Raw genomic sequence first — 25,000 nt, 5'->3', positions numbered from 1 at the left:
AACGATGGAGTTTTGGGATGTGTATGATGTGGACCGTAAGAAGACGGGGCGGACGTGGCAACGGGGAACGCGCCTCGAGACAGGTGATTATCACCTCGTCATCCACGTCTGTATTTTCAACAAGGACGGACAAATGTTGATTCAGCAACGCCAGCCGTTCAAGGACGGTTGGGCGAACATGTGGGACATCACCGTCGGGGGCAGCGCGACGGTCGGTGATACGAGCCAACAGGCGGCGATGCGCGAGCTCGAAGAAGAGATTGGGCTAAGACTAGATTTATCAGAGACGCGACCGCATTTAACGGTCAATTTTGACGAAGGCTTCGACGACATCTACCTTGTCGAGACAGAAGTCGATTTGGATAGCCTGACGCTTCAGGAATCGGAAGTGCAGGCCGTGCAGTGGGCGGATGAGGCGACCATCCTCGACATGATCCGTTCAGGCGCATTCATCCCGTATCACGAGGGGATGATTCCATTATTGTTCGCGATGCGAGGACAGTGGGGAGGAATCAATCATGTGGCAGCCGTACACGTGGATCAATGAACCAGACGAAGTAAATGCAAATGAACGCCTGACGTTCCAGACGGCACCAGACACCGACTTTTGGCGGAACACCCATTACGGCTTCAACCGGATGACGGCGCACGCCTTCGTGACGGACGTGTCGGCCGAGCGGTTCACATGCCGGGCGACGATTGAGATGGAGCCGAGCCATACATACGACCAGGCCGGTATCCTGTTGTACATCAACGACGACCATTGGCTCAAGACGTCTGTCGAATATATTCCGGACGGACCATCACACCTCGGGGCCGTCGTCACATCCTTTGGCTACTCGGATTGGTCGACGCGGGACTTTTCGAACGAAGAAGTGAGCGGACCGTTGACGTTCGAGCTCGTCTACACGGGCGGTGATGTCGAGGTGTTTTTCGAATATGGGGACGGCAGGCGTGAGCAGTTGCGGATTGCCCATCTCCATGACGTGTCGACGTTACGCGTCGGACCGTACGCCTGTAGTCCGGATACGGAGGCGCCTGGATTTAAAGTCACGATTTCAAATTGGACTGTTACGGAAGCATCGACTTGATTCATCGTCGATGCTTTTTTATGTGTCATTTTTATTTCACTTCAAGAAAATGGTTGAATCAAGGCATGGAAAAAATTTATAACGACGTTACCGAAAGTGCTTTTGGAAAGCGATTTCGATCTGTACGTTACTAGAATAGGCAAGGTCGATCGCGTCGTCCCTGCCTTCATTCACACCAAGGGAGGAAATGTAATGAAGAAATGGGTCGCACTTGCACTCGGGACTGGGCTTGTCTTATCTGCCGCACAAGGCGCATCTGCCGAAAATCCGGAGAAGAAAGACAAGACGAAATGGAAACTCGTCTGGTCGGACGAGTTCAGCAAATCAGAGATCGACCAGACCAAATGGAACTTTGATACGGGGAACCGGTTGAAAGACGCCGAAGGCACACCGGTCACACCAGGGTAGGGAAACAATGAGAAGCAATTTTACACGAACAAAAACGAAAACGCTTTTGTAGAAGACGGGAACCTCGTCAGCCGTGCGAAAAAAGAACAAGTGACAGACGAGCTCGGGTCATACGACTTCACGTCAGCGAAGTTGACGACCAAAGGCATGTTCAGTCAAACGTATGGCCGTTATGAGATGCGCGCTAAACTCCCGACCGGCAAGGGGCTATGGCCAGCGTTCTGGATGTTGCCGGAACAGGACCGCTACGGCGCCTGGGCCGCGTCTGGTGAAATCGACATCATGGAAGCATGGGGCAGCCAGCCTTACTCGCACCAATTGATTAAAAACGTGTCGCTCGGTAAAGGCGGTCACTACAAAGTGACGTTCGACGCGAGTGCCGACTAGGCCCGCTCGATCGCTGTCAAAGTCGGCGGCGGACCAGACCGCGGCTACGCCAAATATTCGGATGAAGGTTCGTTCGATTTGACGACCGACGTGCAGACGTATTCGATGACGTTCGACATGACGGAAGATACGGACCTCGCGGCACGCCTCGAGTTCAACGTCGGCCTCAGCACGGCAGGTGTTCAAATCGGGAACGTCCGCGTCGAACAGACGCCGCGTGAAGCGCTCGACCCGAATGCGACGAAACCAACGCTCGGAGACGGGAACCACGTCTATAACGGCATTCAATTGTCGGAAGGCCGTGAGTACGTGCTTCGTTTCAAAGCGAAATCGGAACGCATCAAATCGCTTCAAGTCGGCTTGAACAGCCTGGATGGGGACGCGTATCTCCCGCTCCAAGACGTGGGGTTGACGCGCGACTTCCAATCAATTGAAATCCCGTTCACGATGGGCCAAGAGACGGACTTGTTTAGCCAACTCCAATTCGTCCTCGGTTCAGCGAAAGGTGAAATCACGCTCGACGATGTGCAGTTGTTGGATGTGACACCGGTCGAGGTTGACCTGTCACCGCTCAAGAACGGTTCGTTCACAGAAGGATTGACGCAATGGGGCTCATACGTCCACTTTGACGCCCAAGCGGCGGTCGAAGCGGTGAACAAGGCGGCTCAACTGTCAATCACGCAAGAAGGACAAGAGCCGTGGAGCGTGCTCATGGAGCAGGGCGGCCTCGAGTTGCATGCCGGTCAAACGTATGTCGTGCGTTTCGATGCTTCGTCGACAGTGGCCCGCAACATGGAAGTGACAATCGAGAACGCGGCGTACACACGTTACTTGAGCGAGATTGTCCAAGTCACTCCTGAGGCGAAGTCGTACGAGTTCGAGCTCACGATGGGCCAGACGGACATGACAGCATTGAAATTCTTGCTCGGCCGCACGGACGGCTCGCCGATCGGTGCGCACGATGTGACAATCGATAACGTCAGCGTGACAACGAAATAACAGAACAAAAGGAGCGCCTCAATGATGTCGAGACGCTCCTTTTCCTGTCATTGAACTTTTTTTCGGCTAATCAATCGTGCCGTCCGCAGTAAGGACGGAAGCAGCTTTCGACGCTTCCGGATGGCCAAATATCTCGCGTCCCACGTCGGTGTGAACTTGCGTTTGAATTGACGCAGCCCGCTGAACGGATAGATGTAACTGATGTTCTCGAAGATGTCGGCCGCAATCCGTTCCGGCCAGTACGCGAACGGTTGCTCCCCGACTGAGGCGAGCGGGGCCATGCCGAGGCCGACATAGGCATAATCATTGTCCCGTGCCCACTCGATCACGTGCAGAATCAGCACTTCAATCGACCCGGGCAGGGCCTCACCGTGAGAGCGCATCAAATCGATGGAGACGGTGTCATGGCCACGGAGCAAGGTGATGAAGGCGACGACTTGTCCCGTCTCGTCACGCAGGAGGACGACCGGATAGTGGGGCAAGGCCTGCTCATTGAAAAAGCCGAGCGAGAATCCTTTCTCGCTTCGATTGCCGAGCCAGTCATCCGAGATGCCGCGCAGTGACGCAATCAGCTCGGGCGACGGGTCGATGACGATATCGGCCGTGTAGCCCCGCTTCGTGAATTGGTTATGGAGCGAGCGCATGTTGGCGCGCTTTTTGCCGGTGAGCGAGAACGTGGCGACGTCGACCGTCGCCTCTTCACCGAGCTTGAAGAACGTGAACCCGGCGTCGTGCAGGCGCGGCATCCAATCCGGGGTGACTTGATAAAAGAGTGGGATATAGCCGAGGCGATCCGTCTCTTCGATAAAGGCGAGCAACAGGTGTGACGCGGCGTCGCGCGCGCCTTGCACATCCCCGAGAACGATGGCGTGATTGCCGGATACGGCGAACAAGAGACACGCCTCGTCGTCCGGCCCATAATAGACGAGCTTGTCGTTCATATAGGCCAAATCGAACGTGCTCGTTGTCGCATGCGTGGCTTGAAACGCCGCGAAACGGGACGGCTCGAACGACGTGCCGAGCTTTGGACGTTTCAATCGGTTGAACAGAATAAACATCCCAATTAACAGCAGTCCGGACAAGACGACGGCGGCGATGCTCAACCCGGCGGCAGCTTCCGGGTCAAAGAAAATCGTGTCGGACTGACTGAACGATTGCAGCAGGAACGCGTGCGTGCCGACATAGAGGCTGACATAGAAGACGTTGCGGACAAAGCGGCTGACGGTCACGATGGAGCGATAGCGTTGATGCTGGGTCCGGGTCAACCAGACGAATAGGGCGAACCCGCCGACGACGAACGCCTCGAACAGATTGAAGCCGCGCGCGATGACACCGATGCTGGCGACGACACAGGCGACCCCGACGAGCCAGAGCACACGTTTCGTCCGGATGTACATCCCGAACGTGGTCAGTAACGTCAACAGACCGGCCGTGAACAGCGCGAGCGTACCGACCCACTGTACCCAGAGGGCGGTCGAATAGAGCGGTGACACACTCGGTAACAGCGTCTGGAACCAAAGGACGAGGCTCGTCATCAATGCGATCAGGCTTCCGGCGAGCCGTCCGGTCTTGACGAGTGTGCGCGACACGATGCGCCAGACGACGGTCCCGATCTCATAGGACGACCCGATGATCGGTTTATACTCGATCTGTTTGACGACCTGGTCTCCGAAGACGAGGGCCGCCAAAAACAGGCTGATCATGAATGGGACGATGAAATAGACGAAGCGATAGACAATCAAGGAAGATAAGACAATCTCTTGGTCGATGCCGAGCTGGGTCATCCCGACGAGGTATAATAAATCAAACGAACCGACACCGCCCGGGACGAGCGAGACGACCCCGACGATGGTTGCGACGATGAAGACACCCATCATGGCCGGGAGTGGCGCTTCGCCTCCGAGTAGATGCAGGGCATACAAGGCGACGAGTCCGGCCGTTACCCATTCGGCGAGTGACGTCGCGATATAGCCGACCAAGGTCGGCCAATCCAAGTTCGACCGCTTCCGCGTCACGTATATGTAGAGCGGCAGGACGGCGAGTGTCGCGAGGAGCACTGGCCAAATCCATTGTTTCGTTGCGGTGAGCGCACCGGCCGGGAAGAGCCCGAGCAGCACCCCTGCGGCAAGTAGCGACAAGCCGCTGATGAGTGTCGGGGTCATCCAGCCGATGGCCCGGAGCAATCGTTTCGTGTCCGTATACGGTCGATACAGCGACGTTCGGAGCGCGATGCCGATGACGCCGCCGAACCCGATCATGCCGTTCATCGCGTTGGTGATCCATGCGGCGCGAAGCAGCTTCGCGAGCGGGAGCTGGACGTCGAGCGAGCGCAGTAAAAAGTAATCGTAGCCGGTCATCGTCAACACGGCGACGAGCCCGAGTCCGATCAAGGCAATCTGTTCGAAGCCCGTCAACGCCTCTAACGTTTGAAACGCCGCGGCGAGCGACAGGTTTTGGAGCTCTTGGCCGCTCTGATAAAGAATCAATCCAATCAATAGGAATGGAAGCAACCATTTCAGTTGTTTCCAGGAAAATCGCTTGTGCATCGTATGTGCTCCTTCTGACAAACTATCGAAATCTTGATTAGCTAAAGTGTACTCAATTGAGTCGTGTAATCATAGTACGAGTCAGAGGGGAAGACGGATTCAAAATAAATGAGATTCGTGAATCGCGGGATTGAAGATTGTAAGCGCAAGAAACAGGACGAGTGAACAAAAATCAATCTGCTACAGTGGAACAAAGGGGGTGACCGAGATGCTGACGTTTGAAGAGAAGTGGGAGAAAGTACTCGCATGTGACGCGACATATGACGGACAGTTCTATACCGCGGTCAAGACGACCGGGATTTACTGTCGGCCCTCGTGCCGTTCGCGGAAGCCGAAGCGGGAGAATGTCGATTTTTATGAGACGAAAGCGGAAGCGGAGTCGTCCGGCTTTCGACCGTGCAAACGATGTCAGCCTGAGGTCGACCGTAGCCCGGCGAGCGCGCTCGTCCATGACGTGACGGCGTTCGTTCTCACGAATTACAAACGACCGCTCAAGCTCGAGAACATTGCCGAGCACGTCAATTTGAGCCCGTTCTATGTCGAGCGGACGTTCACCCAAGCGACGGGTGAGACGCCGCGCCGTCTGCTCGAAAAGGTTCGCATCGACAAGGCGGCCCATCTGTTGCGGACGACGGACATGAGCAATCTCGCCATCTGTTATGAGGTCGGCTTTCAAACCCCATCCAACTTTTATCGTGTCTTCCGGCGCTTGAAGGGCTGTTCACCGAGCATGTATCGAAAGGGGGGAGCCGATGAGCCGCTCATCGTTCGAGATTCACGTCACCGCTCCGTTTGATTTTCAGCAATGTCTGCAATTTTTAAGACGCTCCGACGATGAAGTGATGCATGTCGCTCGGGAAACGTCCGTCTCCAAGCTGTTCGATGTGGACGGCCGCTTGCTGCTAGGAGACATCTCGGAGACGTCTCAAGGCCTCGGCATCGTGTTCCCCGAGGATACCATCACGAGCGCGGAACAGGAACACGTGGAGCGATTCGTCCGCGACTGGTTCGACCTCGACCAAGACGTCGCGGCGTTCGTGCGAAAGGCTGAGGCGGATGAACTCCTGCGACCGCTCGTCCGAGAGTATGCGGGGCTTCGGCTGATCGGCTTCCCCGATTTGTTCGAGGCGCTCACGTGGGCCGTCATCGGTCAACAAATCACGCTGTCGTTCGCTTACACGCTGAAACGACGGTTCGTCGAGCAGTATGGACCATCCCGGGAGGTGGACGGTGTAACGTACTGGGCCTTCCCAACCCCTGAGACGATCGCGCTGCTTGAGCCGAGCGATCTGAGACAGCTTCAGTTCAGCATCCGGAAAGCGGAATATATCATCGGCATCGCCCGGGAAATGACGGACGGACGATTGTCGAAACGTCAGTTGTGCCGCGAGTCTTCCGACGTGATCCATCAACGGTTGCTAAGCTTACGCGGCGTCGGGGAATGGACGGCCGCATATGTCCGAATGAAGTGTTTCCAAGACCCGACGGCGTTCCCGGCCGCGGACGCCGGTCTGCATCAGGCGTTGAAGTATCACCTCGGGCGAAGTGAAAAATTGACGGCAGACGAAGTGCGACAGTATGGGGAGCGCTTTGCCGGATGGCAAGCGTACGCCACATTCTATCTATGGAGGTCATTGTATGAAGACGTATAGATTAGACTATATGAGTCCGATTGGAATTTTAGAGATCGTCGGGACTGAGACGGCCATCCGCTCCATCTTGTTCGTCGAACGCGATGATGTTCGCTTTGAACCAGATGAGACGACGCCGGACGTGTTGAAAACGTGCCACCGAGAAATCGAGGAGTACTTCAACGGACACCGCCAATCGTTCACGTTCCCGTATGAAGTCGAGGGCACGCCTTTTCAGCAAGATGTGTGGCGGCAGCTGGCGACCATTCCATACGCCAAGACGACGTCCTATCGCGAATTGGCCATGAAACTCGGACGGGATCGCGCCGTGCGGGCCGTCGGTAGCGCCAACGGACGCAACCGATTGAGCATTGTCATTCCGTGTCATCGCGTCATCGGATCGAACGGGACGTTGACGGGCTATGCGGGCGGACTGTGGCGTAAGGAATGGTTGTTGCGACACGAACAGAAAGTCGCATATCCAAGCCTGGCAAAAAAACATCTACCCCTCCATATCTGATACAATGGAGAAGTCCTATCGTGACGTCTGAATCGACGTAGTGGTCTAGGGCGATTCTCGTCACTCAGGAGCGATTTTTGGAGGGTACTATGATTAGATTATTGGCAGATTCAACTTGTGATTTATCTGATGAGATTTTAGCGAAATATGACATCGGCGTCGCGCCGCTGATCATCACGATTGACAACAAATCGTATGAGGACCGCGTCGACATCCAGCCCGATGAGTTTTACGGAATGTTGGAAGCGCTACCGGAATTCCCGACGACGGGGATGCCGAGCCCAGCAACATTTATGAAACTGATGGAAGAGTCCGTCGAGAGCGGACATGATGAGATTTTATGTATCTGTATGTCGAGCGGGACGAGCGGATCGTATCAATCGGCCGTGCTCGGAAAAGAATACTTCGAAGAGGCGCATCCGGATTCGACGGTGAAGATTCATATCGTCGACTCACGCTCAATGAGCCACGGGAGCGGTTGGCTCTTGATGAAGAGTGCCCAGATGCGCGAAGCCGAGGCGACGTTCGAAGAGCTCGTCGAGTTCAACGAGACGTATAAGATGAAAGTGAAACACTTCTTGTCGGTTGATGATTTGGACCACTTGATTAAGAGCGGACGAATCTCGAACGCGAGTGCCATCATCGGGAAGCTGTTGATGGTCAAGCCGATTATGAGCATGAAGAACGGAAAAGGTGCCATCGTCGCCAAAGAACGGGGGACGCGTAAAGTGCTCAAGCACTATACGGACGAGTTCATCAAACGCTGCGACAAGGATATTACGAACTTCGTCATCATCGGCTATACATCGGATCAAAAGATTGCCGAGAACTTGAAGTTGAAGATTCAAGCTGAATCCGACTTCAAAGGTGAGATTTATCTCATGCAGATGGGTGTCTCGGTCGGGACGCACGTCGGGCTCGGAGCCATCTCCATGTTCTTCGTAGAAAAATAAAACGAAAGCCGTCTCATTTGCGAGACGGCTTTTTCTGTGGATAACGTTATCCACAGGCAGGGACAGTCCAGACGCGTTTCACAGACCAAGAGTTATCCACAATGTCGAGGCGATAAACGTCGGGATTGCTGAGTGTGCGCCACGTGTCGAAATCGAAGCAGTTATCCACATGTTGGAGCAGCAGCGCGAGCAGATTGCCATGCGTCACGAGGATGGTCGCACCGGTTACGTCGTTGAGATGATTGATGACGCTTAGGATTCGGTCCGTCGCATCTTGCCCCGACTCGGCACCGGGCAGACGAAACGAGGCATCGGTGAACGAATGACGGAGCAGCTCGAACCAATCGTCGCGCGGTTCGAGCGAGAGGATACGCTCGCGCAACTTCGGCTCTGTCTCGATGGTCAGCTGCTTGGATGCGGCGAGCGGTGCAATCGAGGCGATGGCTCGCGTATAGTCGCTCGAGATGATGCGGTCGACGGGAACATCTTGAAAGAAGTCAGCGAGTGCGAGTGCCTGCTGTTCGCCGGCTTCGGTGAGCGGCGCCTCCGGCTCTTGGCCGGCGGCGGAGCAATGGCGGATGAGATAGAACGTAGGCATAATAGATTCTCCTTCATTATAAGGTTAAATGCTTACCAGACAGTCAAACTCGTTCTCGTATCGTTGGCATCGGTCAAATAGGCGACGTCCTCATATCCGCACGCGAGAGCATGCTGATAAAACGATTCAAGCAAAGTCTCATCCTTGCAGTAGATATCGACGAACGTGGAGTCGACGATGAGCAGGGTTAGCTCACAATTGCTATCACGAAACGCCTCGTACGTCTCAATGTCTTTCACCGGTTCTTTCGAAAAGGCTTTTACATTCACGAAGATGAGATAGTGCTCATCCTGATGAATCAAATCAGAAAATGTTTCGCCATCCATCTCGGTCGCTTCAGGAAACAACGGTTGATCGAGATTGCCATTCTTAACACGATACGATTCCTCACCCCCGACGAACCAGCTGTAAGCTGCGATATCGATGGGACTTAACATGTCGGTCAGAAAGCGTCCATATGTATTCGGGATGTTAAAACGGATGCCGCGCTTCACGGATTACATTCCTCCCTTCAAAAGTTTCATAGATGAAATCCGTACTTAACCCTTATCAAACATCACAAAAGCGTTATAATCAATATAACAATTATAAACGGGGCGAGTCGGCGAATGGGGATTTACCGAATTGTCTCATATACAAATCCAGGGGAGAAGGATGGGGTTTTCATGAGCAGTGTTCAAAAGAGAACAGACGTCATTTTGATTGGTGCAGGCATCATGAGTGCGACGCTCGGGTCGCTCTTTAAAGAGCTCGTACCAGAGTGGGAAGTCAAAGTGTTTGAGAAGCTCGAAAGTGCAGGGGAAGAGAGTTCGAACGAATGGAACAACGCCGGGACGGGACATGCCGCCCTCTGCGAGTTGAACTATACGACCGAGAAGCCGGATGGCACGCTCGATATCTCGAAAGCGATCAACGTCAACGAGCAGTTCCAAATCTCGCGTCAGTTTTGGGCGCATCTCGTCAATAAAGGCTTGATTCGAAACCCGGAAGCGTTCATCCGTTCGATTCCACATATGAGCATGGTTCAAGGTGAGAAAGATATCGAATTCTTGAAAAAACGTTTGGAAGCGCTCACAAAAAATCCGTTGTTCGAAGGCATGGTGTTATCGGATGACCCGGAACAGCTCCGTGACTGGATGCCGATTGTCATGGAAGGACGTTCCGTCGATGAGCCGATCGCGGCGACGAAAATCGATTCAGGTACCGACGTCAACTTCGGTGCGCTCACACGGATGCTGTTTGACCATTTGACCGGTCAAGGCGTCGAGGTCAATTACAAGCATAGCGTCGAGGACGTGAAACGGCTGGCGAACGGATTGTGGGAAGTGAAAGTGAAAGACATCGAGGCGAACACGATTGAGACGCACACGGCGCCGTTCCTGTTTATCGGCGGCGGTGGAGGCAGTCTGCCGCTCCTTCAAAAGACGGGCATCCCGGAGTCGAAGCATATCGGCGGCTTCCCGGTGAGCGGCCTGTTCCTCGTCTGCAAGAACCGTGACGTCATCGAACAGCACAATGCGAAAGTATACGGGAAAGCGAAAGTCGGCGCGCCGCCGATGTCGGTGCCGCACCTCGACACGCGCTTCATCGAAGGACGCAAAGAGTTGTTGTTCGGACCGTTCGCTGGCTTTACGCCGAAGTTCTTGAAGACGGGCTCGAACCTCGACCTCATCCAATCGGTCAAACCGTACAACGTCGTGACGATGCTTGCGGCCGGGGCGAAAGAGATGCCGCTCACGAAATATTTGATTGAACAGGTGCTCTTGTCGCATAACAAACGGATGGACGAGCTCCGCGAGTTCATTCCGACCGCGAAGAACGAGGATTGGGAAATTGTCGTCGCCGGCCAACGTGTCCAAGTCATCAAAGACACACCGGACGGCAAAGGCACGCTTCAGTTCGGGACGGAAGTCGTCAGCGCCGAAGACGGATCGGTCGCAGCGTTGCTCGGTGCGTCACCGGGAGCATCGACAGCGGTCCACGTCATGTTGAAAGTGCTCGAGCAGTGCTTCCCGAACCGGATGCCGGAATGGGAAGACAAAATCAAAGAGATGGTGCCATCTTACGGCCTCTCGCTCTCGGATCATCCGGAACTGTTCAAAACGATTCACGAATCGACAGCGATGGCGCTCGGCTTGAAAGAGAAAGGCGTCGTCCACATTTGAACGATGTACAGGCGAGAATATGTTCATATTCTCGCTTTTTCTTTTCGATTTTTGCATAAAAAAAGACCTCTTCGCACGGAAGGGGCCAATCAAGTAGTGGCGACAGGTTCTTCGCTCAAATAAGCAGCAATTTGTTGATCGATGATTTCTTCCGATAATTCAAGCGCGAGCGAAAGTTCTTTCACGAGGATCGTTTTAGCGTTCTCTAGAATCTTACGGTCCTGTTCATATAACTTTTTGTTCAACAAGAGCGCTTCGCTTTGGCGGCGAGCAAGCGTGTTGATGACTTGAGCAATTTCGTGACGGTTACCCGAGTGCACGACGTTCAAGAATTCGCGATTGCGGTTGTTCGGATGGGGGTTCCATTCGACACCCGGCGAGCGGAACGATTCGAGGATCTCTTTTGCTTCTTTCGCTTCAAGGAGCGTCAACATCATCACTTTATCACTATCGACGGGGATACTGATTTGCAACTTCTGTGCGTTATTGATGGGATGGAGCGTGTAGTACGACTTCGTCTCACCCGCGACCGTCATGTCGGAAATGTCGTCAATGCGGCAAACTCCGTGGGTCGAATAGATGATTAAATCACCAGTTTTGAACAAATCGATCACCTCTTCCTTTCATCAAGTATAGTAGTTCATGACACGAAATGTCAACTCGGTTGACATTTGAGGTGAGATATGACATAAAAAAATCCCTCCCAATCGTTAGGAGAGATTACAGATTCCAGTCGGCTTTCAACAACGTTTTCAGTTGTTGGAACGCGTCGTCCCCGAGTGAATCGGCTATCTTTTGTTCGAGTTCGGCCTTCAGTGCCTCGTTCTGTTCGTAGCAACGGACCCCGAGCTCGGTCAGCTCGATACATTTATCTTTTCGACTCGTCGGGTGATCGGTCACCGTGACGAGTTCTTTCGCTTTCAAGTTCTTGATGAGCTTATGGATTGCTTGACGGGAGATGTGGACGTTGCGCGTCACTTCGGCGATGGTCGGTTTCGTTTGATAAATCCGGGCGAGCACGTACCATTCGGAGTTGGAGATATAGATATCGTGTTGCTCGTTCCAAGCCCGCTCGCTGATGCGGCGAATTTGGTCATGTCGCTCACTGAGGAGATCGAGGAGTCGTGTCGTCGGTTCTGTTGGAGTCAAATTGGTCACTCCTATTCGTTTTTGTCGTTCCTAACTATACAAAAGCGGATGTGTCGCGTCAATGCGCGAGACGAGTTCAGCATCATCCAATAAGATTTAGCGATTTAGGGAACAGCAAAACAGAGGAGGGACTTGCATGCCGACACGTACCGATTTATTTCAAAGTTATAAACAACATATTCTTGAGCTACCCGATTTGGAGGAGACGACACTGAAGAGTGAACCGTTCTTACTCGAGGAGGACCCGAACAAACAACTCACGATTTATTACGCGCCGTTCGAATACATCAATCCGAATGCTAAAGTCGTCATCGCCGGAATCACGCCGGGACTGTATCAAATGCGGCAATCGTTCGAGGCGATTCGTGATTTGGCGGACGCGCCCGATGAAGAAGCGCTCCGAGCCGTCAAACAGCGGGGCAGCTTCTCGGGACCAATCCGAAAGAATCTCGTGACGATGCTCGACGACTTGGACTTGCATCACCACCTGGGCATCCCGACGACGCTCGACTTGTTCGGCGAGGCGAACCATCTCGTGCAGAACACGGCGGTATTGCCGTATCCGGTCTTCTATAAAGGGAAGAACTATAACGGGTCGAGTCCGGATATCTTGAGGACGGCTTTGTTCCAATCTTACGTCGAGGGTGGTTTCGCCGATGAGATGGGTGTCCTTGAAGACGCGCTTATCTTGCCGATGGGGATTAACGTGCGTCGGGCCGTCGAGACGCTCGTCGACAAAGGTATCATCGCGCCGGAACGCGTCGTGAGTGGATTTCCTCATCCATCGGGAGGGAACGGGCATCGGCATCGCATCTTCGCCGAGAACCGTGAATCGATGCGACGTCATATCGCCGACCATTTCAAACAGCATCCGCTGACGTGAACCGCCACTGTGCGGTTCTTTTTTGTGAAGCACCTCACCTGACAAGTTTGCTTTAGTTCGCTAAAATAAGGTACGAGGTTGACCTAGTTTTCCCATGAGAGAAAGGAACCGTCTATGATTACGTTAACGAATGTCAGCAAACAGTTCGGCCGCGACGCAGCCGTCCGTGACGTCTCGCTTCATATCGAACGGGGTGAGGTCTACGGCATCATCGGCGCGAGCGGGGCCGGCAAATCGACGCTGCTCCGGCTGATGAACCTGCTCGAGACACCGGATACCGGGCAAGTCACGGTCGATGGCGACGAGTTGACGAGCCTATCGAGTCGACAGCTACGCGAAAAGCGTCACGTCATCGGCATGATTTTCCAACAGTTCAATCTCGTCGCGAACAAGACCGTCTATGACAACGTGGCCGCGTCGCTGAAACTGGCCGGCCGGCCGCGCGCGACGCATGAGGCCCGGGTGCTCGAGTGCCTTCGTTTCGTCGGGCTCGAGTCGTTTAAAGACAAGTATCCGGCGCAGTTAAGCGGCGGGCAGAAACAGCGCGTCGCCATCGCGCGGGCGCTCGCGAACGAACCGCACGTCTTATTGTGTGATGAGCCTACGTCGTCGCTCGACCCGAACACGACGGCCGAAGTGCTCGGCGTGTTGAAGTCGATTAACGAGCGGCTCGGCGTCACCATCGTCATCGTGACGCACGAGATGGACGTCATCAAACAAGTGTGCGACCGCGTGACCGTCATGACGGACGGTTCGGTGTATGAGACGATTGACGTCATGCCGAGCGGGGTCGCAGACATCGACGACAATCCGTCCTGGTTCGTCGACCAACTGAAAAAGGCAGGTGGACCACATGCCTGAGGTTCTCCTGCAATATCAGACCGAGATTTGGCAATCGATCGGCGAGACGTTCATCATGGTCGGCGTCTCGATTCTCGCGGCCGTCCTGCTCGGTCTGCCGCTCGGGACGTGGCTCTATTTGTCACGGAAAGGGCAGTTGCTCGAGAATCGGGCCGTCTTCTCCGTGCTCAACCTGGTCGTCAATATCGTCCGCTCGTTCCCGTTCCTGTTACTCGTCGTGTTTTTGATTCCATTTACGCGGCTCATCATCGGAACGGCCATCGGGACGGCAGCGGCAACCGTGCCGCTCGCCATCATCGCCATCGCCCATTACTCGCGACTCGTCGAGCAGTCACTCCTTGACGTACCACGTGGCGTCGTCGAAGCGGCCGTGTCGATGGGGGCGTCCATCAAAGACGTCATCTTCAAGTTCCTATACGTCGAGGCCCGTTCTGGTCTCGTCCTCGGACTGACGACGTCGATTATCAGCTTCATCTCGTACTCGACCATCATGGGGGTGGTCGGGGGCGGTGGCATCGGCGACTTTGCCATCCGCTATGGTTATCAACAGTTCAAGACAGAGCTGATGATGTACATGATTTTGATCATGCTCGTCTTCGTCCAGATGATTCAGTTCACCGGTACGACGGTGGCCCGGCTCATTGACAAACGCTAATCATCTACAGAAAGAAGGAGAACTTATGAAAAAATTAATGGCGCTTTTCGCCTCACTCACACTCGTCCTCGCGGCGTGCGGGAACGATACCGAAACGAACACGACGGAAGCCCCGTCAAACGAGCCGCAGACGCTCAAAGTCGCATCGCTCATCCCACCGATGACGGATATGCTTGAAATCGCGAAAGAACAACTCGCCGAAGACAACATCGAGCTCGAAATCGTCGTCCTCGGTGACAACGTCCAACCGAACACGGCGCTCGCGGCGAAAGAAGTCGATGCGAACTTCTTCCAACACGTCCCGTACATGGAAGAGTTCAACCGCAGCAATGACGCGAACCTCGTCCCGATTGAACCGATTTACTTCGCCAACTACGGAGTCTACTCGAAAGAGTATGACAACATGGACGACATCCCGGAAGGCGCGACAATCGCCATCGCCAATGACGTCTCGAACATCGACCGCTCGCTCTCATTGCTCGCGCAACACGATGTGATCAAGCTCGGTGAGAAGAACGGTTCGTATTACACGCAAGCCGATATCACCGAGAACCCGAAGAACCTCAAGTTCGAGGAAGTCGATTTGCTCATGCTCGCGCGTGCGTATGATGACGTCGATGCGGTCCTCATGACGCCAGCTTACGCGGCGCCACTCGGCTTGACGCCGAAGAGCGATGCCCTCTTGACGGAAGGTGTCGAGAACGACTTCGCCATCACGCTCGTGGCCCGTGAAGACAACAAAGATGAAGAAGCGATTCAGAAACTCGGCGAAGCGCTCACGAGCGACGAAGTCCGTGCGTTTTTGGAAGAGAACTACGACGAAACAGCGATTCCGGCGTTTTAACGAAAAAGATTGAGCCCAGGCGGCTCAATCTTTTTTAGTACTCCTCGTACTCTCTCGGGTCTTGATTATCGATGCGGCCGTCCGGTTTCGTCAGGCCGTTAAGCGTCGCCATCTCGTCCTCGGTCAATTCGAAGTTGAAGACGTCGAGATTCTCTTTTTGGTGCAACTCGCTCGACGAACGCGGGAGCGGGATGACACCGAGTTGGACGTGCCAACGCAGAATGACTTGGGATACGGTCTTGCCTTTCTGCCTTGCCAGCTCGGCGATCGTCTCGTCATGCGTGACGGTACGGGCTCGGCTCAACGGGCTCCACGCCTCGGTGATGATTCCTCGTTCTTTGTCGGCCTGACGTTGCTCGACTTGCGAGAAGTACGGGTGCATCTCGATTTGGTTAATGACCGGTGTCTCACCCGTCTCCTGGATCAAACGGTCGAGGTGCTCGGGCATGAAGTTCGAGACGCCGATTGAGCGGATCCATCCGTTCTCTTTCGCTTGGATGAGCGCGCGCCACGCCTCGACGTATTTGTCTTGTTTCGGGTTCGGCCAGTGCAACAGGAACAAATCCCAATAGTCGAGGTTCGCCCGGTAGAGCGACTCGCGGATCATCTCGAGTGCATCGTCATAATTAAAATATTGAGCCCGCAGCTTCGACGTCAAGAACAGCTGATCCCGCGGGATGCCAGATTGGCGGACGGCTTCGCCGACGGCACCTTCATTGTCATAACGAATCGCTGAGTCGATTAAGCGATACCCGTTGCGGATGGCGCATGTGATGGCGTCGACACCAGGTTCGCCTCGTAAATAAACGGTACCTAGTCCGATGGCCGGAATCTCGTAGCCGTCATGTAGTTTGATGGTTGGGATGTTCATAAAATTCCTCCTCGTTCAAAATCTGTTCTCTTGTCCGATATTCCACTTTCCCGGGGAATCAAACGTTTGAATGTGAGGTCAGCGACGAAACGCTTTGATCAACCCCTCTGCTAAATCGAGGATACACACGATGATTACCGTGAACAGAATACTCCATACGCCCCAACGACTAATCATTTCGATGTCGATATTGATTTGCTCAGCAATCAATGAGAGGGCATCAGATGACATCAAATTAGGTTGCAGTAAAATGATTGCCGTGACGACAATCCAAACTAAATTGAAGAGGGCGTTCCATAAGGCTAGCGGCTTCGTCCAATGTCGAACCGTCCATTTATAAATGGCGATTGCGATTCCGAAAACGGCCAAAGCAATGACAAATGGGAAAAATTGATTCAAGACAGACGAGTTTAACAGCGGATAGGATTCGCCATCCGTGACGACGCGAATCAATTGTTCGGCGTTCACGTACAATACGACCATTAGCACCGTGACGACAACGTCAAATAAGATAGAACCAAGAGAAATCGTGGTCGAACGAGGCTTCACTTTTTTTAGTTGTTCAGGCTTCCAATTAGAGAAGGGAATTTCGCCTTCAGGTACAGCACGTTCGATGACGAAAAATGTGAGGGTGATCCAGAATAGCGTTTGGACGACGACGTTGAAGATGGCAGCCCCGGTTTGAAGGAATGCTTGAATCAAGAATTGACTCCAAGACGTGTCGTCAATCGGGGTGGTCAAATAACCGATGATTGAGAGAATCGTGGCGACTGTGACGGCAATCGGTAAGACGGTTTTGATGATGTTTACGTACTGTGTGAAGAGAGCTGGTCCGATGAGATAGAGTGGTCGATTCGCATAACGAGCGGCGAGAACATGGGGATCTCCGAGTTGGCGCAACGCTTCAAACAAAGTAGTTTCAGACGGGTCACTCCCAGTCATGTCATCGATGGTCGACTCCAATTCCAGTGCGACATCTTGCCGCATTGACTCAGGGATTCGAGAAGTGACTTCATCGATATACACATCACGAAGATTCATGATTATTTCCTCCTTCGATTAAACGGGTTAATGTCTTTGACATATTCATCCATTCCACGTACAACTCATTTAAAAGATCCATTCCATCCGAACTGAGCACATAGTACTTGCGAGGTCGGCTTTCCGTTGTGTCCCAGGAGCTTGTGACGAGTCCTTGTTTCTCAAGTCGGCGCAAGAGCGGGTAGAGCGTACTTTGATCAATGTTGATATCGGCATTAAGCAACGCCTGGACGAGAGAGTAACCATACTGTGGCGTTTTTAACTGACTGAGCACCGCAATTGTCAATGTACCGCGCCGCAACTCCGTCACCAACGAGGCTTTTACATCAGACATTTTTTCGCCTCCTTCATTCGTTCATTTTTATACTGTATATAATACACTATAAGTTATCATACATCAATGTAGTTAATCATATGATAAAGATGTTGAATCGTTTCCTGTTTTTGGGATAATTGGAGAGAGGTGATGGGGATGAAGTGGTGGTGGATGCTCGGGATCTTGACGATTGGAGGAATGATGTTCGTCAATGAAGCTTGGTATGGGAATTCGGCGGCGTTCGGAATGGCGATCAGCATGATTGTCGTGACATTGATTGGCATGAAACAGGTGGAGCAACATCATCGGATTCGACGAGGGGGCTTTATCTCACTGTTGATTGCGGGAGCCATCTATTTGGGGTTGCCGAATTATTCGGTCGATGAAGCGGAGCATCGCCTACAACAAGTACATGAGAACGTGAACTATGTGGAAGCTGTCGGGGTAGTGAACGAGGGCTGGAATCCGTTCCAGCCGAACCGTGTCTATTTATTTGAAATCGATTCTGGGGACCGCGTCTTGTTTCTACCAGATTCCGGAGAAATCATAAAAACGCGTCCTCCAATGTGAGGACGCGTTTCCTGTTTAGTTGCGAATCATATAATCGAAAGCACCGAGTGCGGCAGTCGCACCAGAACCCATCGAGATGATGATTTGTTTGTAGGCGCTGTTCGTGCAGTCGCCTGCTGCGAACACACCTGGAACGTTCGTCGCGCCGTGACGGTCGACGACGATCTCACCGAAGTTGTTGCGTTCGACCGAGTCGAGCCAGTCCGTGTTCGGGACGAGGCCGATTTGGACGAAGACGCCTTCGAGTTCGACGTGATGCGTCTCGTTCGTCTCACGTGACAAGTACGAGATGCCGTTCACTTTGTCCGTACCCGTGATTTCTGTCGTCTGCGCGTTCGTGACGACGGTCACGTTCGGGAGGCTGTGTAGACGGTCTTGAAGCACTTGGTCGGCCTTGAGTTCGGCAGCGAACTCGAGCACCGTCACGTGTTTGACGATTCCAGCGAGGTCGATCGCTGCTTCAATCCCGGAGTTACCGCCACCGATGACCGCGACGCGCTTGCCTTCGAAGAGAGGGCCATCACAGTGCGGGCAGTAGGCGACACCTTTGTTTTTGAACTCGGCTTCACCTGGGACGTTGACGTTGCGCCAGCGTGCACCAGTCGACAGGATGACACTCTTACTCTTCAAGACAGCACCGTTCTCAAGTTCGACTTCGACGAGGTCAGTTTTCTCAAGACGCTTCGCGCGCTGGAGGTTCATGACGTCGATGCCGTACTCTTTCACATGCTCTTCCAAGCTCGCGACGAGTTTCGGGCCTTCTGTGTAAGACGTGCCGATGAAGTTTTCGATCCCCATCGTGTCCATCACTTGACCACCGAAGCGTTCTGCGACGATGCCGGTCCGGATGCCTTTACGAGCTGCGTAAACCGCTGCGCTCGCACCAGCTGGGCCGCCACCGATGACGAGGACGTCATACGGGTCTTTGTTGTCAAATGCCGAAGCGTCAGGGCCAGTGCCGAGTTTCGCCAAAATCTCTTCAAGTGACATGCGTCCGTTGCCGAACGCCTCACCGTTCAAGAAGACAGTCGGGACAGCCATAATCTCTTTCGCTTCCACTTCTGCCTTGAACGCACCACCATCAATCATCGTATGTGAGATGTTCGGGTTGAGCACGCTCATGACGTTAAGTGCTTGGACGACGTCCGGGCAGTTGTGGCAACTGAGGCTGATATACGATTCAAAGTGGTACGTACCTTGAATGTTTTGAATCTGTTTAATCGCATCCGCGTCCACTTTCGGCGCCCGGCCGCTCACTTGGAGCAACGCGAGGACGAGTGACGTGAACTCGTGACCGAGCGGGATTCCTGCGAAGACGATTCCTGTCTCTTCAGACGGACGGTTAACGCTGAAGCTCGGTGTGCGTTCGAGCGTGACGTTCTCGACCGAGATGCGTGACGACATGCTCGCGAGTTCGTTCACGAGGTCGAGCATCTCTTTAGAGATCGCGTCGTCTCCAGCGCTGACACGGAGGACGACGTCGCCCTCCATGAGCTGGAGATATTGGTCCAACTGTTGTTTAATATCTGCTTCTAACATGTAATCCGCTCCTCACAACTTGCCGACGAGGTCGAGGCTCGGGCGAAGTGTTGCAGAACCTTCTTCCCATTTCGCCGGGCAAACTTCGCCTGGGTTGTTGCGGACGTATTGTGCCGCTTTGACTTTGTTGACGAGCGTGCTCGCGTCACGGCCGATGCCGCCTGCGTTGATTTCAACAGTTTGGATGACGCCGTCTGGGTCGATGATGAACGTACCGCGGTCAGCAAGGCCATCTTCTTCGTTCAAGACGTCGAAGTTACGTGAGATTGTGTGTGATGGGTCACCAATCATGATGTACTCGATTTTGCCGATTTTCTCTGATGTTTCGTGCCATGCTTTGTGCGTGAAGTGTGTGTCAGTCGATACTGAGTACACTTCGACACCGAGGTTTTTGAGTGTTGCGTATTCGTTTTGAAGATCTTCAAGTTCAGTTGGGCAAACGAATGTGAAGTCAGCTGGGTAGAAGCAAACGACGCTCCATTGACCTTTGAAGTCGTTGTCCGATACTTCGAGGAATTCACCTGTTTGGAATGCTTGTGCTTTGAAAGGTAAGATTTCTTTGCCGATTAATGACATGGGATATGTCCTCCTTGGTTTTTTACTCTAGTGGACTTTTGTCTCTACTAGAATAATTATAATGTAATACTAACTTCATATAACCTGCTAAAAATGTCAAGGCGTTTGCATGTCTGGTAAAATGTTGATATATCAACGTTAAATGGATAAAACGCTTGATGAAAGGAAAGAAAGCGATTACAAAATAAATGTGTTTTTGTTTTCAATCCTGTATCCTGATAAAGTGATTAGGAGTGGCGAGAGTTTGAATCGAGTGAAGGAAAGTCGATTATTCTCGTCACGAAGTACATCATTATCAATTACATATGAAAGGGTGAGACAGTTGAACTATCGAATCCATTCACATCGCTTCGGGGAGACAATACTTAAAAATGATGAGGAGTTCACAGAGATTTGGAGAGAAATTCATGACATCATACATTCTATAAGTGATGATGACATCATTCAAAAATTCGAAGAGAAGTATGCGGACAAGAATAAAAGTCTGTCCTCGACCTTGAATGATTTATTCAAATCAGAGTTTTCAAAGAGAGGATGGGCCAGCGAAAGTCCAATCTTCCAAGACCGTGACTATTCAGAGAATGTGTGGCGTCTCGATTTTGCAAAAGAGAATATCTCGCTGGAAGTAGGTTTCAACCATTCGGGAACGATTGCGTGGAATCTGTTGAAACCGGTCATTGCGAGCGAATTGAATCATGTCGAGAAGGCCATCCAAACACGGATTGGTGTGATTATTTGTGCGACCCAAAGACTTCAGCGGGCCGGAAATTTCGATAACGCCATCGGTACATATGAGAAATATGTCCACCATTTGAAGCCGTTGAACACTCAGTTGACCGTACCAATCGTCATCATCGGGCTTGAAGCACCCGACACGTTCAGGATTGTCGAGCATTTTAATGAAAAGGGCAAAAAAAGAGGCCGTGTAGAAGGATTCTACACGAACCAGATTGTCGATGATGCAACAGAAACTTATGATGAGCCATTGTTTGATGAAGACTTGGATTGAAAGGTGACAGCTGATCAACCGCTCCGGACGTGACGGTTGTTTTTGGCCATGTCTACGAAATGGGTGATGGTATAAATCACGTGATCGAAATCTTCATTGACCTGATGCTCCCAGAACCGGAGGATGACCCATCCTTCTTCGACATAGTGTCGTGTGACGTCGGCGTCCCGCTCGATGTTGCGACCGATTTTCTGACGCCAGAACTCGGCATTCGTCTTCGGAAGTTTGAAGTGAAGGGGGCAGCCATGCCAATAGCAAGAGTCCAAGAAAACGACGACACGGAGTCTCGGAAACGAGATGTCCGGTGTTCCATACAGCTTCCGATTGTTCTTCCGATATCGATATCCGGCAGCCCAAAGTGCTTTTCGGACCTTTACTTCCATCCTCGTGTCCTTGCCGCGATTGCCGCTCATCGTCTTGAAGACGGCTGGACTCGATGCTTTCGGTACATTTTTGGCCATACCCTCTCCTCCTTAATCCATTAAAGAGAGTATTCCCGATAACTTTAATAAATCATCAATTTAACGTGTTCGAGACTAGTTCATCATCGATTGCTGAAACTTTTTGAATAAGAAATCTTTATTGAACATAAAGCAGGTTTTTCTACCACCGCTCATAAATGTTTCATAACAAGAATCGCCTTTTCCACCCTTTGTAGAAATAACAAGGGGAGAGTTAGGACATCTGGTTGCGGTAGGTAAGGACGAGATATCATTTGTGGCAATTGCAAATTGAATTTGTTTATATGTTTTTTCGAAACTTTCAATCTCCTCAGGAGTAAATGTGACTTTGAATAGGCATTCTAATTTTCTGTGTCCGTTTTTTATTGATTTATCTTCTCCTAGATAACCAACGTAAAAAAAGGTACTCTCTTCAAAAAATAATTTCCAGTCAGAAGAATCCCACTCATCTTGAAACTCCTCTTTATGAAGTGTTTTAAAAGTTGCCTTTTCCAGGGGGTAGTAATTTGGATTGATTGGAATGCTTTTGATTCTATATGTCAATTTGTTAAAGAGTTCTACTTTTTCGAGATCCTCTTCATCACCAATTGTACGTTTTTGTATCATTCCACCTATACCTTTTGGGATAGTATCTTTTACGGAATGAGCATCAACAGTTTTAAGGATATTGATTTGAGTCATCCCTTTAAACTTTTTGAGTCGATTCCATAGCCACTCTTCTGGTGTAAGTTCTTTTGGAAGAATCAACTCATAGTTGGCGCGATGTTCTTTCAACACACCTTTTATAAATGAGTTTTTAATGGAAAAGGCTCTCGTTTTGGCCTTGATGGGCGAATAAGGCTGAATTTGTGTTTGTCCAGAAGCCCCTTTAGTCGCCGCCCCCAAAATAACACTATTTCCCTCGGATAGATTATGGGCGAGTCCTTTCCGTACGAAATCTTGGATGATGAGGTAGTCCTTTTCAATTACAGGTTCAATTGCCGTCATATCGTATAATTGGTAATCACGGATTACGAAATCTTTAGGGTCTCCGCCCTTCACAAACTCATACCAGATGAACAAAATTTTTCGGTTCTTTGAAATCAAAGAGCTATATTGAAATTCTTGGTCTACGATTTTGTTGAAATTGATTTGGGAAAGTGAAATCCGTTCTTTGGCTGACCAAAGTCCCTTTTTAGTCACAGTAAACCCAGAAACTTTTAATTCGACCCCTAATTCATCGAAATCTGCTTCTGCCCTATTGTTGTTTGGATATCCATAGAATCCGGTCTCTACAATTTTGCCGAGAATCCCCTTATCATTGGAAGATTTATCAAAATAATTATTTGAATCGAGTTCTTTGAAGGTCTTACCTACAATTTCACTTGTCTTATTTAAAAGTTCGTCGATTGAATTAAATTTTAACAACAATATCCCTCCATTTAATGGTTATGATTAACAGTTTACTATAGATCAAAAGTGATTTTCGAGAATTAATTAACCAGGGCTTGATCCTTTTTTATATAGGTGGTAAACTGTTTTCATTGAGAAAATACTGTAAATGAATTAAATTTAAGATAGAAAATGCGAAAGGGTGTTCCCATTGATTAAAGTAGTTGAGTTATTTGCTGGTGTAGGAGGTTTCCGCATCGCACTTGAAGGAATTAAAGACGTGAATGCCGAGCCTACATCGGACAAATTCGATGTAGTTTGGGGCAATCAATGGGAACCGGCGACGAAGAGTCAACCGGCCTTCGATTGCTACGCCGAACGGTTCAAAGACCGCGGGATACATTCGAATGAAGACATCGCCCTCTCGTGGATGGAGGCGGGCCCGCACCACTTGTTGGTCGGTGGTTTCCCTTGCCAGGACTATAGCGTCTCACGCAGCCTCAAAAACGAGCAAGGGATCCAAGGGAAGAAGGGCGTCTTGTTCTGGGAAATCATGAACATCATCGAGCAGGAGAAACCGCCTTACGTGTTGCTTGAGAACGTTGATCGACTCATGAAATCGCCTGCCAAACAACGGGGACGTGACTTCAGTGTCATGTTACGTGCGTTCGCCGACCAAGGCTATACGGTCGAATGGCGTGTCATCAATGCGGCTGACTATGGGTTCGCGCAACGCCGTCGTCGCATCTTCATCTTCGCGACCCGCACCGACCTGAATCATTCGGCACGTGCTCAACAGGCAAACCCTGAGGAGTGGTTGCTCGAGTCAGGATTCTTCGCACCGGCATTCCCTGTCCATGAACTAACGAGCGAGAAACATCCAGGCTCACAGTTCGAACTGCCGAAAGACATCGTTGAGATTTCCGATACGTTCTCAGCCACATACCGCAATGCGGGAATCATGTCGGGCGACAAGGTGACAACGATTGAAACATTACCGAAACGAGAAGTGCCGAAGACGCTCGGTGAAGTGGTCCAAGAAGTCTATGAGCAGTTCGGCCCTGCACCAGAGCAGTATTATTTGGACACCGAGACGATTAAAAAGTCAGGTCGAAACGAGCAGGAAGAGTTGGCTTACTTGAAAGGGCCGAAGAAAATCGAGCGGACCTCGGCAAGTGGTCACGTGTATGTGTACGCAGAGGGTGGTATGTCGTATCCGGACTCGCTTGACCTTCCAGGCCGTACGATGTTGACGAGCGAAGGCACGTGCAACCGCTCGAGCCATGTCATCGAAGATCCACAGACGAAACGACTCCGTTATCTTCGTCCCGAAGAGTGCGAGGGACTAAACGGATTCCCTTACGGATGGACGGGTACGATGACGGACCGCAAACGTTACTTCACGATGGGGAATGCCCTCGTCGTCGGATTGATTGAGCGGATGAGCCATCGAATCGCAGAGGTTCATGAGCAAGAGGATGATAAAGGTATTTTGCAGGAAGCGATTCAGATGCAGCTGTTAGGTACGTATAATAACTTCAAATAAAAAATCTCTA

General features: G+C 51.6%; 28 protein-coding genes and 1 pseudogene. 17 read left to right on the top strand and 12 right to left on the bottom strand.

Annotated elements, in window-relative coordinates; genetic code table 11:
- Positions 1-4: 4 nt before the first annotated feature.
- The 5 genes and pseudogenes from KNP83_RS11840 to KNP83_RS15085 all read left to right on the top strand — a co-directional run bounded on the left by KNP83_RS11840 (position 5) and on the right by KNP83_RS15085 (position 2,885).
- Positions 5-547: an NUDIX hydrolase gene (locus KNP83_RS11840; protein WP_214762644.1), complete on the top strand. Its 543-nt coding sequence runs from the start codon at positions 5-7 to the stop codon at positions 545-547.
- Positions 519-1,091, top strand: coding sequence for a DUF1349 domain-containing protein (locus tag KNP83_RS11835; RefSeq protein WP_214762643.1), 573 nt, complete (start codon positions 519-521; stop codon positions 1,089-1,091). Before KNP83_RS11840 ends, KNP83_RS11835 begins: the two co-directional genes overlap by 29 nt.
- A gap of 192 nt (positions 1,092-1,283) precedes the next feature.
- Positions 1,284-1,499, top strand: a complete 216-nt coding sequence (locus KNP83_RS15095; RefSeq protein ID WP_251139355.1) for a LamG domain-containing protein — start codon at positions 1,284-1,286, stop codon at positions 1,497-1,499.
- Positions 1,500-1,538: 39 nt separating this feature from the next.
- Positions 1,539-1,886: pseudogene (locus KNP83_RS15090) on the top strand (glycoside hydrolase family 16 protein); the annotation flags it as partial.
- Positions 1,887-1,964: 78 nt separating this feature from the next.
- Positions 1,965-2,885 (top strand): carbohydrate binding domain-containing protein, encoded by a 921-nt coding sequence (locus tag KNP83_RS15085; RefSeq protein ID WP_251139354.1) that lies wholly within the window; start codon positions 1,965-1,967, stop codon positions 2,883-2,885.
- Positions 2,886-2,932: 47 nt separating this feature from the next.
- On the opposite strand, the gene mprF is transcribed toward KNP83_RS15085, so the two are convergent.
- A complete protein-coding gene (gene mprF, locus KNP83_RS11825; protein WP_214762642.1) occupies positions 2,933-5,431 on the bottom strand; it encodes a bifunctional lysylphosphatidylglycerol flippase/synthetase MprF in 2,499 nt (832 codons plus the stop codon).
- Positions 5,432-5,639: 208 nt separating this feature from the next.
- On the opposite strand from mprF, the gene KNP83_RS11820 reads away from it, so the two are divergent.
- From KNP83_RS11820 to KNP83_RS11805, 4 genes are all read left to right on the top strand, one after another.
- A complete protein-coding gene (locus KNP83_RS11820; protein WP_214762641.1) occupies positions 5,640-6,227 on the top strand; it encodes a bifunctional transcriptional activator/DNA repair enzyme AdaA in 588 nt (195 codons plus the stop codon).
- Positions 6,184-7,083: a DNA-3-methyladenine glycosylase family protein gene (locus KNP83_RS11815; protein WP_214762640.1), complete on the top strand. Its 900-nt coding sequence runs from the start codon at positions 6,184-6,186 to the stop codon at positions 7,081-7,083. The genes KNP83_RS11820 and KNP83_RS11815 overlap by 44 nt, the downstream gene beginning before the upstream one ends.
- On the top strand, positions 7,070-7,582 hold the full coding sequence (locus KNP83_RS11810; RefSeq protein ID WP_214762639.1) for a methylated-DNA--[protein]-cysteine S-methyltransferase: 513 nt from the start codon (positions 7,070-7,072) through the stop codon (positions 7,580-7,582). Before KNP83_RS11815 ends, KNP83_RS11810 begins: the two co-directional genes overlap by 14 nt.
- 89 nt (positions 7,583-7,671) lie before the next feature.
- Entirely contained in the window at positions 7,672-8,535 is an 864-nt protein-coding gene (locus KNP83_RS11805; protein WP_214762638.1) for a DegV family protein, read from the top strand.
- A gap of 46 nt (positions 8,536-8,581) precedes the next feature.
- Here KNP83_RS11805 and KNP83_RS11800 read toward each other — a convergent pair whose 3' ends face one another.
- Positions 8,582-9,133 carry a histidine phosphatase family protein gene (locus tag KNP83_RS11800; RefSeq protein WP_214762637.1) on the bottom strand — a complete coding sequence of 184 codons (552 nt, stop codon included), beginning with the start codon at positions 9,131-9,133 and terminating at the stop codon, positions 8,582-8,584.
- 32 nt (positions 9,134-9,165) lie between these two features.
- Positions 9,166-9,627 carry a DUF2691 family protein gene (locus KNP83_RS11795; RefSeq protein ID WP_214762636.1) on the bottom strand — a complete coding sequence of 154 codons (462 nt, stop codon included), beginning with the start codon at positions 9,625-9,627 and terminating at the stop codon, positions 9,166-9,168.
- Positions 9,628-9,798: 171 nt separating this feature from the next.
- On the opposite strand from KNP83_RS11795, the gene mqo reads away from it, so the two are divergent.
- Complete coding sequence (mqo, locus tag KNP83_RS11790; RefSeq protein WP_214762635.1) at positions 9,799-11,298, top strand: malate dehydrogenase (quinone); 1,500 nt, start codon at positions 9,799-9,801, stop codon at positions 11,296-11,298.
- Positions 11,299-11,387: 89 nt separating this feature from the next.
- Here the strand turns inward: mqo and KNP83_RS11785 are convergent, their stop codons facing one another.
- Positions 11,388-11,912 carry a CarD family transcriptional regulator gene (locus KNP83_RS11785; protein ID WP_029596405.1) on the bottom strand — a complete coding sequence of 175 codons (525 nt, stop codon included), beginning with the start codon at positions 11,910-11,912 and terminating at the stop codon, positions 11,388-11,390.
- A gap of 106 nt (positions 11,913-12,018) precedes the next feature.
- A complete protein-coding gene (locus tag KNP83_RS11780) occupies positions 12,019-12,447 on the bottom strand; it encodes a MarR family winged helix-turn-helix transcriptional regulator (RefSeq protein WP_214762634.1) in 429 nt (142 codons plus the stop codon).
- 136 nt (positions 12,448-12,583) lie between these two features.
- Between KNP83_RS11780 and KNP83_RS11775 the strand changes: the two genes are divergently transcribed.
- From KNP83_RS11775 to KNP83_RS11760, 4 genes are all read left to right on the top strand, one after another.
- Complete coding sequence (locus tag KNP83_RS11775) at positions 12,584-13,330, top strand: hypothetical protein (RefSeq protein ID WP_214762633.1); 747 nt, start codon at positions 12,584-12,586, stop codon at positions 13,328-13,330.
- A 114-nt stretch (positions 13,331-13,444) separates the two neighbouring features.
- A complete protein-coding gene (locus KNP83_RS11770) occupies positions 13,445-14,191 on the top strand; it encodes a methionine ABC transporter ATP-binding protein (protein WP_214762632.1) in 747 nt (248 codons plus the stop codon).
- Positions 14,184-14,846 (top strand): methionine ABC transporter permease, encoded by a 663-nt coding sequence (locus KNP83_RS11765; RefSeq protein WP_131434434.1) that lies wholly within the window; start codon positions 14,184-14,186, stop codon positions 14,844-14,846. Before KNP83_RS11770 ends, KNP83_RS11765 begins: the two co-directional genes overlap by 8 nt.
- A 25-nt stretch (positions 14,847-14,871) precedes the next feature.
- Positions 14,872-15,690 carry a MetQ/NlpA family ABC transporter substrate-binding protein gene (locus KNP83_RS11760; RefSeq protein WP_214762631.1) on the top strand — a complete coding sequence of 273 codons (819 nt, stop codon included), beginning with the start codon at positions 14,872-14,874 and terminating at the stop codon, positions 15,688-15,690.
- Between the two features lie 34 nt (positions 15,691-15,724).
- Here KNP83_RS11760 and KNP83_RS11755 read toward each other — a convergent pair whose 3' ends face one another.
- The 3 genes from KNP83_RS11755 to KNP83_RS11745 all read right to left on the bottom strand — a co-directional run bounded on the left by KNP83_RS11755 (position 15,725) and on the right by KNP83_RS11745 (position 17,936).
- Complete coding sequence (locus KNP83_RS11755; RefSeq protein WP_214762630.1) at positions 15,725-16,561, bottom strand: aldo/keto reductase; 837 nt, start codon at positions 16,559-16,561, stop codon at positions 15,725-15,727.
- A 78-nt stretch (positions 16,562-16,639) separates the two neighbouring features.
- Positions 16,640-17,602 (bottom strand): HAAS signaling domain-containing protein, encoded by a 963-nt coding sequence (locus tag KNP83_RS11750; RefSeq protein ID WP_214762629.1) that lies wholly within the window; start codon positions 17,600-17,602, stop codon positions 16,640-16,642.
- Positions 17,589-17,936, bottom strand: a complete 348-nt coding sequence (locus KNP83_RS11745) for a PadR family transcriptional regulator (RefSeq protein WP_214762628.1) — start codon at positions 17,934-17,936, stop codon at positions 17,589-17,591. The genes KNP83_RS11750 and KNP83_RS11745 overlap by 14 nt, the downstream gene beginning before the upstream one ends.
- Before the next feature lie 138 nt (positions 17,937-18,074).
- Between KNP83_RS11745 and KNP83_RS11740 the strand changes: the two genes are divergently transcribed.
- Positions 18,075-18,488: a hypothetical protein gene (locus KNP83_RS11740; protein ID WP_214762627.1), complete on the top strand. Its 414-nt coding sequence runs from the start codon at positions 18,075-18,077 to the stop codon at positions 18,486-18,488.
- A gap of 15 nt (positions 18,489-18,503) precedes the next feature.
- Here the strand turns inward: KNP83_RS11740 and ahpF are convergent, their stop codons facing one another.
- Both ahpF and ahpC read right to left on the bottom strand, forming a co-directional pair.
- Positions 18,504-20,027, bottom strand: a complete 1,524-nt coding sequence (gene ahpF / locus KNP83_RS11735; protein WP_214762626.1) for an alkyl hydroperoxide reductase subunit F — start codon at positions 20,025-20,027, stop codon at positions 18,504-18,506.
- 12 nt (positions 20,028-20,039) lie between these two features.
- Entirely contained in the window at positions 20,040-20,603 is a 564-nt protein-coding gene (ahpC, locus tag KNP83_RS11730) for an alkyl hydroperoxide reductase subunit C (protein ID WP_021067918.1), read from the bottom strand.
- A 322-nt stretch (positions 20,604-20,925) separates the two neighbouring features.
- Between ahpC and KNP83_RS11725 the strand changes: the two genes are divergently transcribed.
- Entirely contained in the window at positions 20,926-21,612 is a 687-nt protein-coding gene (locus KNP83_RS11725) for a BglII/BstYI family type II restriction endonuclease (protein WP_214762625.1), read from the top strand.
- 14 nt (positions 21,613-21,626) lie between these two features.
- Here KNP83_RS11725 and KNP83_RS11720 read toward each other — a convergent pair whose 3' ends face one another.
- Both KNP83_RS11720 and KNP83_RS11715 read right to left on the bottom strand, forming a co-directional pair.
- Positions 21,627-22,073: a very short patch repair endonuclease gene (locus KNP83_RS11720; protein WP_214762624.1), complete on the bottom strand. Its 447-nt coding sequence runs from the start codon at positions 22,071-22,073 to the stop codon at positions 21,627-21,629.
- A gap of 75 nt (positions 22,074-22,148) precedes the next feature.
- The gene (locus KNP83_RS11715; protein WP_251139353.1) at positions 22,149-23,480 is read right to left on the bottom strand and encodes a MutH/Sau3AI family endonuclease; all 1,332 of its coding nucleotides are present in this window, start codon (positions 23,478-23,480) and stop codon (positions 22,149-22,151) included.
- 175 nt (positions 23,481-23,655) lie between these two features.
- Here KNP83_RS11715 and dcm point away from each other — a divergent pair, with 175 nt between their 5' ends.
- Positions 23,656-24,990, top strand: coding sequence for a DNA (cytosine-5-)-methyltransferase (gene dcm, locus KNP83_RS11710; protein WP_214762623.1), 1,335 nt, complete (start codon positions 23,656-23,658; stop codon positions 24,988-24,990).
- Positions 24,991-25,000: the final 10 nt, after the last annotated feature.

It is taken from the genome of Exiguobacterium sp. s146, from assembly GCF_018618415.1.
Lineage (GTDB): Bacteria > Bacillota > Bacilli > Exiguobacteriales > Exiguobacteriaceae > Exiguobacterium.
Note: the sequence above shows the minus strand (reverse complement) of the source record. Positions and strands in the feature narration are given on the sequence as shown.

What these genes read in the sequence shown, in the direction of transcription:
- KNP83_RS11770 (WP_214762632.1), top strand. Translation starts at nt 13,445, where the DNA reads ATGATTACGTTAACGAATGTCAGCAAACAGTTCGGCCGCGACGCAGCC.
- KNP83_RS11820 (WP_214762641.1), top strand. Translation starts at nt 5,640, where the DNA reads ATGCTGACGTTTGAAGAGAAGTGGGAGAAAGTACTCGCATGTGACGCG.
- KNP83_RS11815 (WP_214762640.1), top strand. Translation starts at nt 6,184, where the DNA reads ATGAGCCGCTCATCGTTCGAGATTCACGTCACCGCTCCGTTTGATTTT.
- ahpC (WP_021067918.1), bottom strand. Translation starts at nt 20,603, where the DNA reads ATGTCATTAATCGGCAAAGAAATCTTACCTTTCAAAGCACAAGCATTC.
- KNP83_RS11775 (WP_214762633.1), top strand. Translation starts at nt 12,584, where the DNA reads ATGCCGACACGTACCGATTTATTTCAAAGTTATAAACAACATATTCTT.
- KNP83_RS11720 (WP_214762624.1), bottom strand. Translation starts at nt 22,073, where the DNA reads ATGGCCAAAAATGTACCGAAAGCATCGAGTCCAGCCGTCTTCAAGACG.
- KNP83_RS11840 (WP_214762644.1), top strand. Translation starts at nt 5, where the DNA reads ATGGAGTTTTGGGATGTGTATGATGTGGACCGTAAGAAGACGGGGCGG.
- mqo (WP_214762635.1), top strand. Translation starts at nt 9,799, where the DNA reads ATGAGCAGTGTTCAAAAGAGAACAGACGTCATTTTGATTGGTGCAGGC.
- KNP83_RS11760 (WP_214762631.1), top strand. Translation starts at nt 14,872, where the DNA reads ATGAAAAAATTAATGGCGCTTTTCGCCTCACTCACACTCGTCCTCGCG.
- KNP83_RS15095 (WP_251139355.1), top strand. Translation starts at nt 1,284, where the DNA reads ATGAAGAAATGGGTCGCACTTGCACTCGGGACTGGGCTTGTCTTATCT.
- KNP83_RS11835 (WP_214762643.1), top strand. Translation starts at nt 519, where the DNA reads ATGTGGCAGCCGTACACGTGGATCAATGAACCAGACGAAGTAAATGCA.
- KNP83_RS11805 (WP_214762638.1), top strand. Translation starts at nt 7,672, where the DNA reads ATGATTAGATTATTGGCAGATTCAACTTGTGATTTATCTGATGAGATT.
- KNP83_RS11750 (WP_214762629.1), bottom strand. Translation starts at nt 17,602, where the DNA reads ATGAATCTTCGTGATGTGTATATCGATGAAGTCACTTCTCGAATCCCT.
- KNP83_RS11755 (WP_214762630.1), bottom strand. Translation starts at nt 16,561, where the DNA reads ATGAACATCCCAACCATCAAACTACATGACGGCTACGAGATTCCGGCC.
- KNP83_RS11765 (WP_131434434.1), top strand. Translation starts at nt 14,184, where the DNA reads ATGCCTGAGGTTCTCCTGCAATATCAGACCGAGATTTGGCAATCGATC.
- KNP83_RS11800 (WP_214762637.1), bottom strand. Translation starts at nt 9,133, where the DNA reads ATGCCTACGTTCTATCTCATCCGCCATTGCTCCGCCGCCGGCCAAGAG.
- ahpF (WP_214762626.1), bottom strand. Translation starts at nt 20,027, where the DNA reads ATGTTAGAAGCAGATATTAAACAACAGTTGGACCAATATCTCCAGCTC.
- KNP83_RS11745 (WP_214762628.1), bottom strand. Translation starts at nt 17,936, where the DNA reads ATGTCTGATGTAAAAGCCTCGTTGGTGACGGAGTTGCGGCGCGGTACA.
- mprF (WP_214762642.1), bottom strand. Translation starts at nt 5,431, where the DNA reads ATGCACAAGCGATTTTCCTGGAAACAACTGAAATGGTTGCTTCCATTC.
- KNP83_RS11810 (WP_214762639.1), top strand. Translation starts at nt 7,070, where the DNA reads ATGAAGACGTATAGATTAGACTATATGAGTCCGATTGGAATTTTAGAG.
- KNP83_RS11740 (WP_214762627.1), top strand. Translation starts at nt 18,075, where the DNA reads ATGAAGTGGTGGTGGATGCTCGGGATCTTGACGATTGGAGGAATGATG.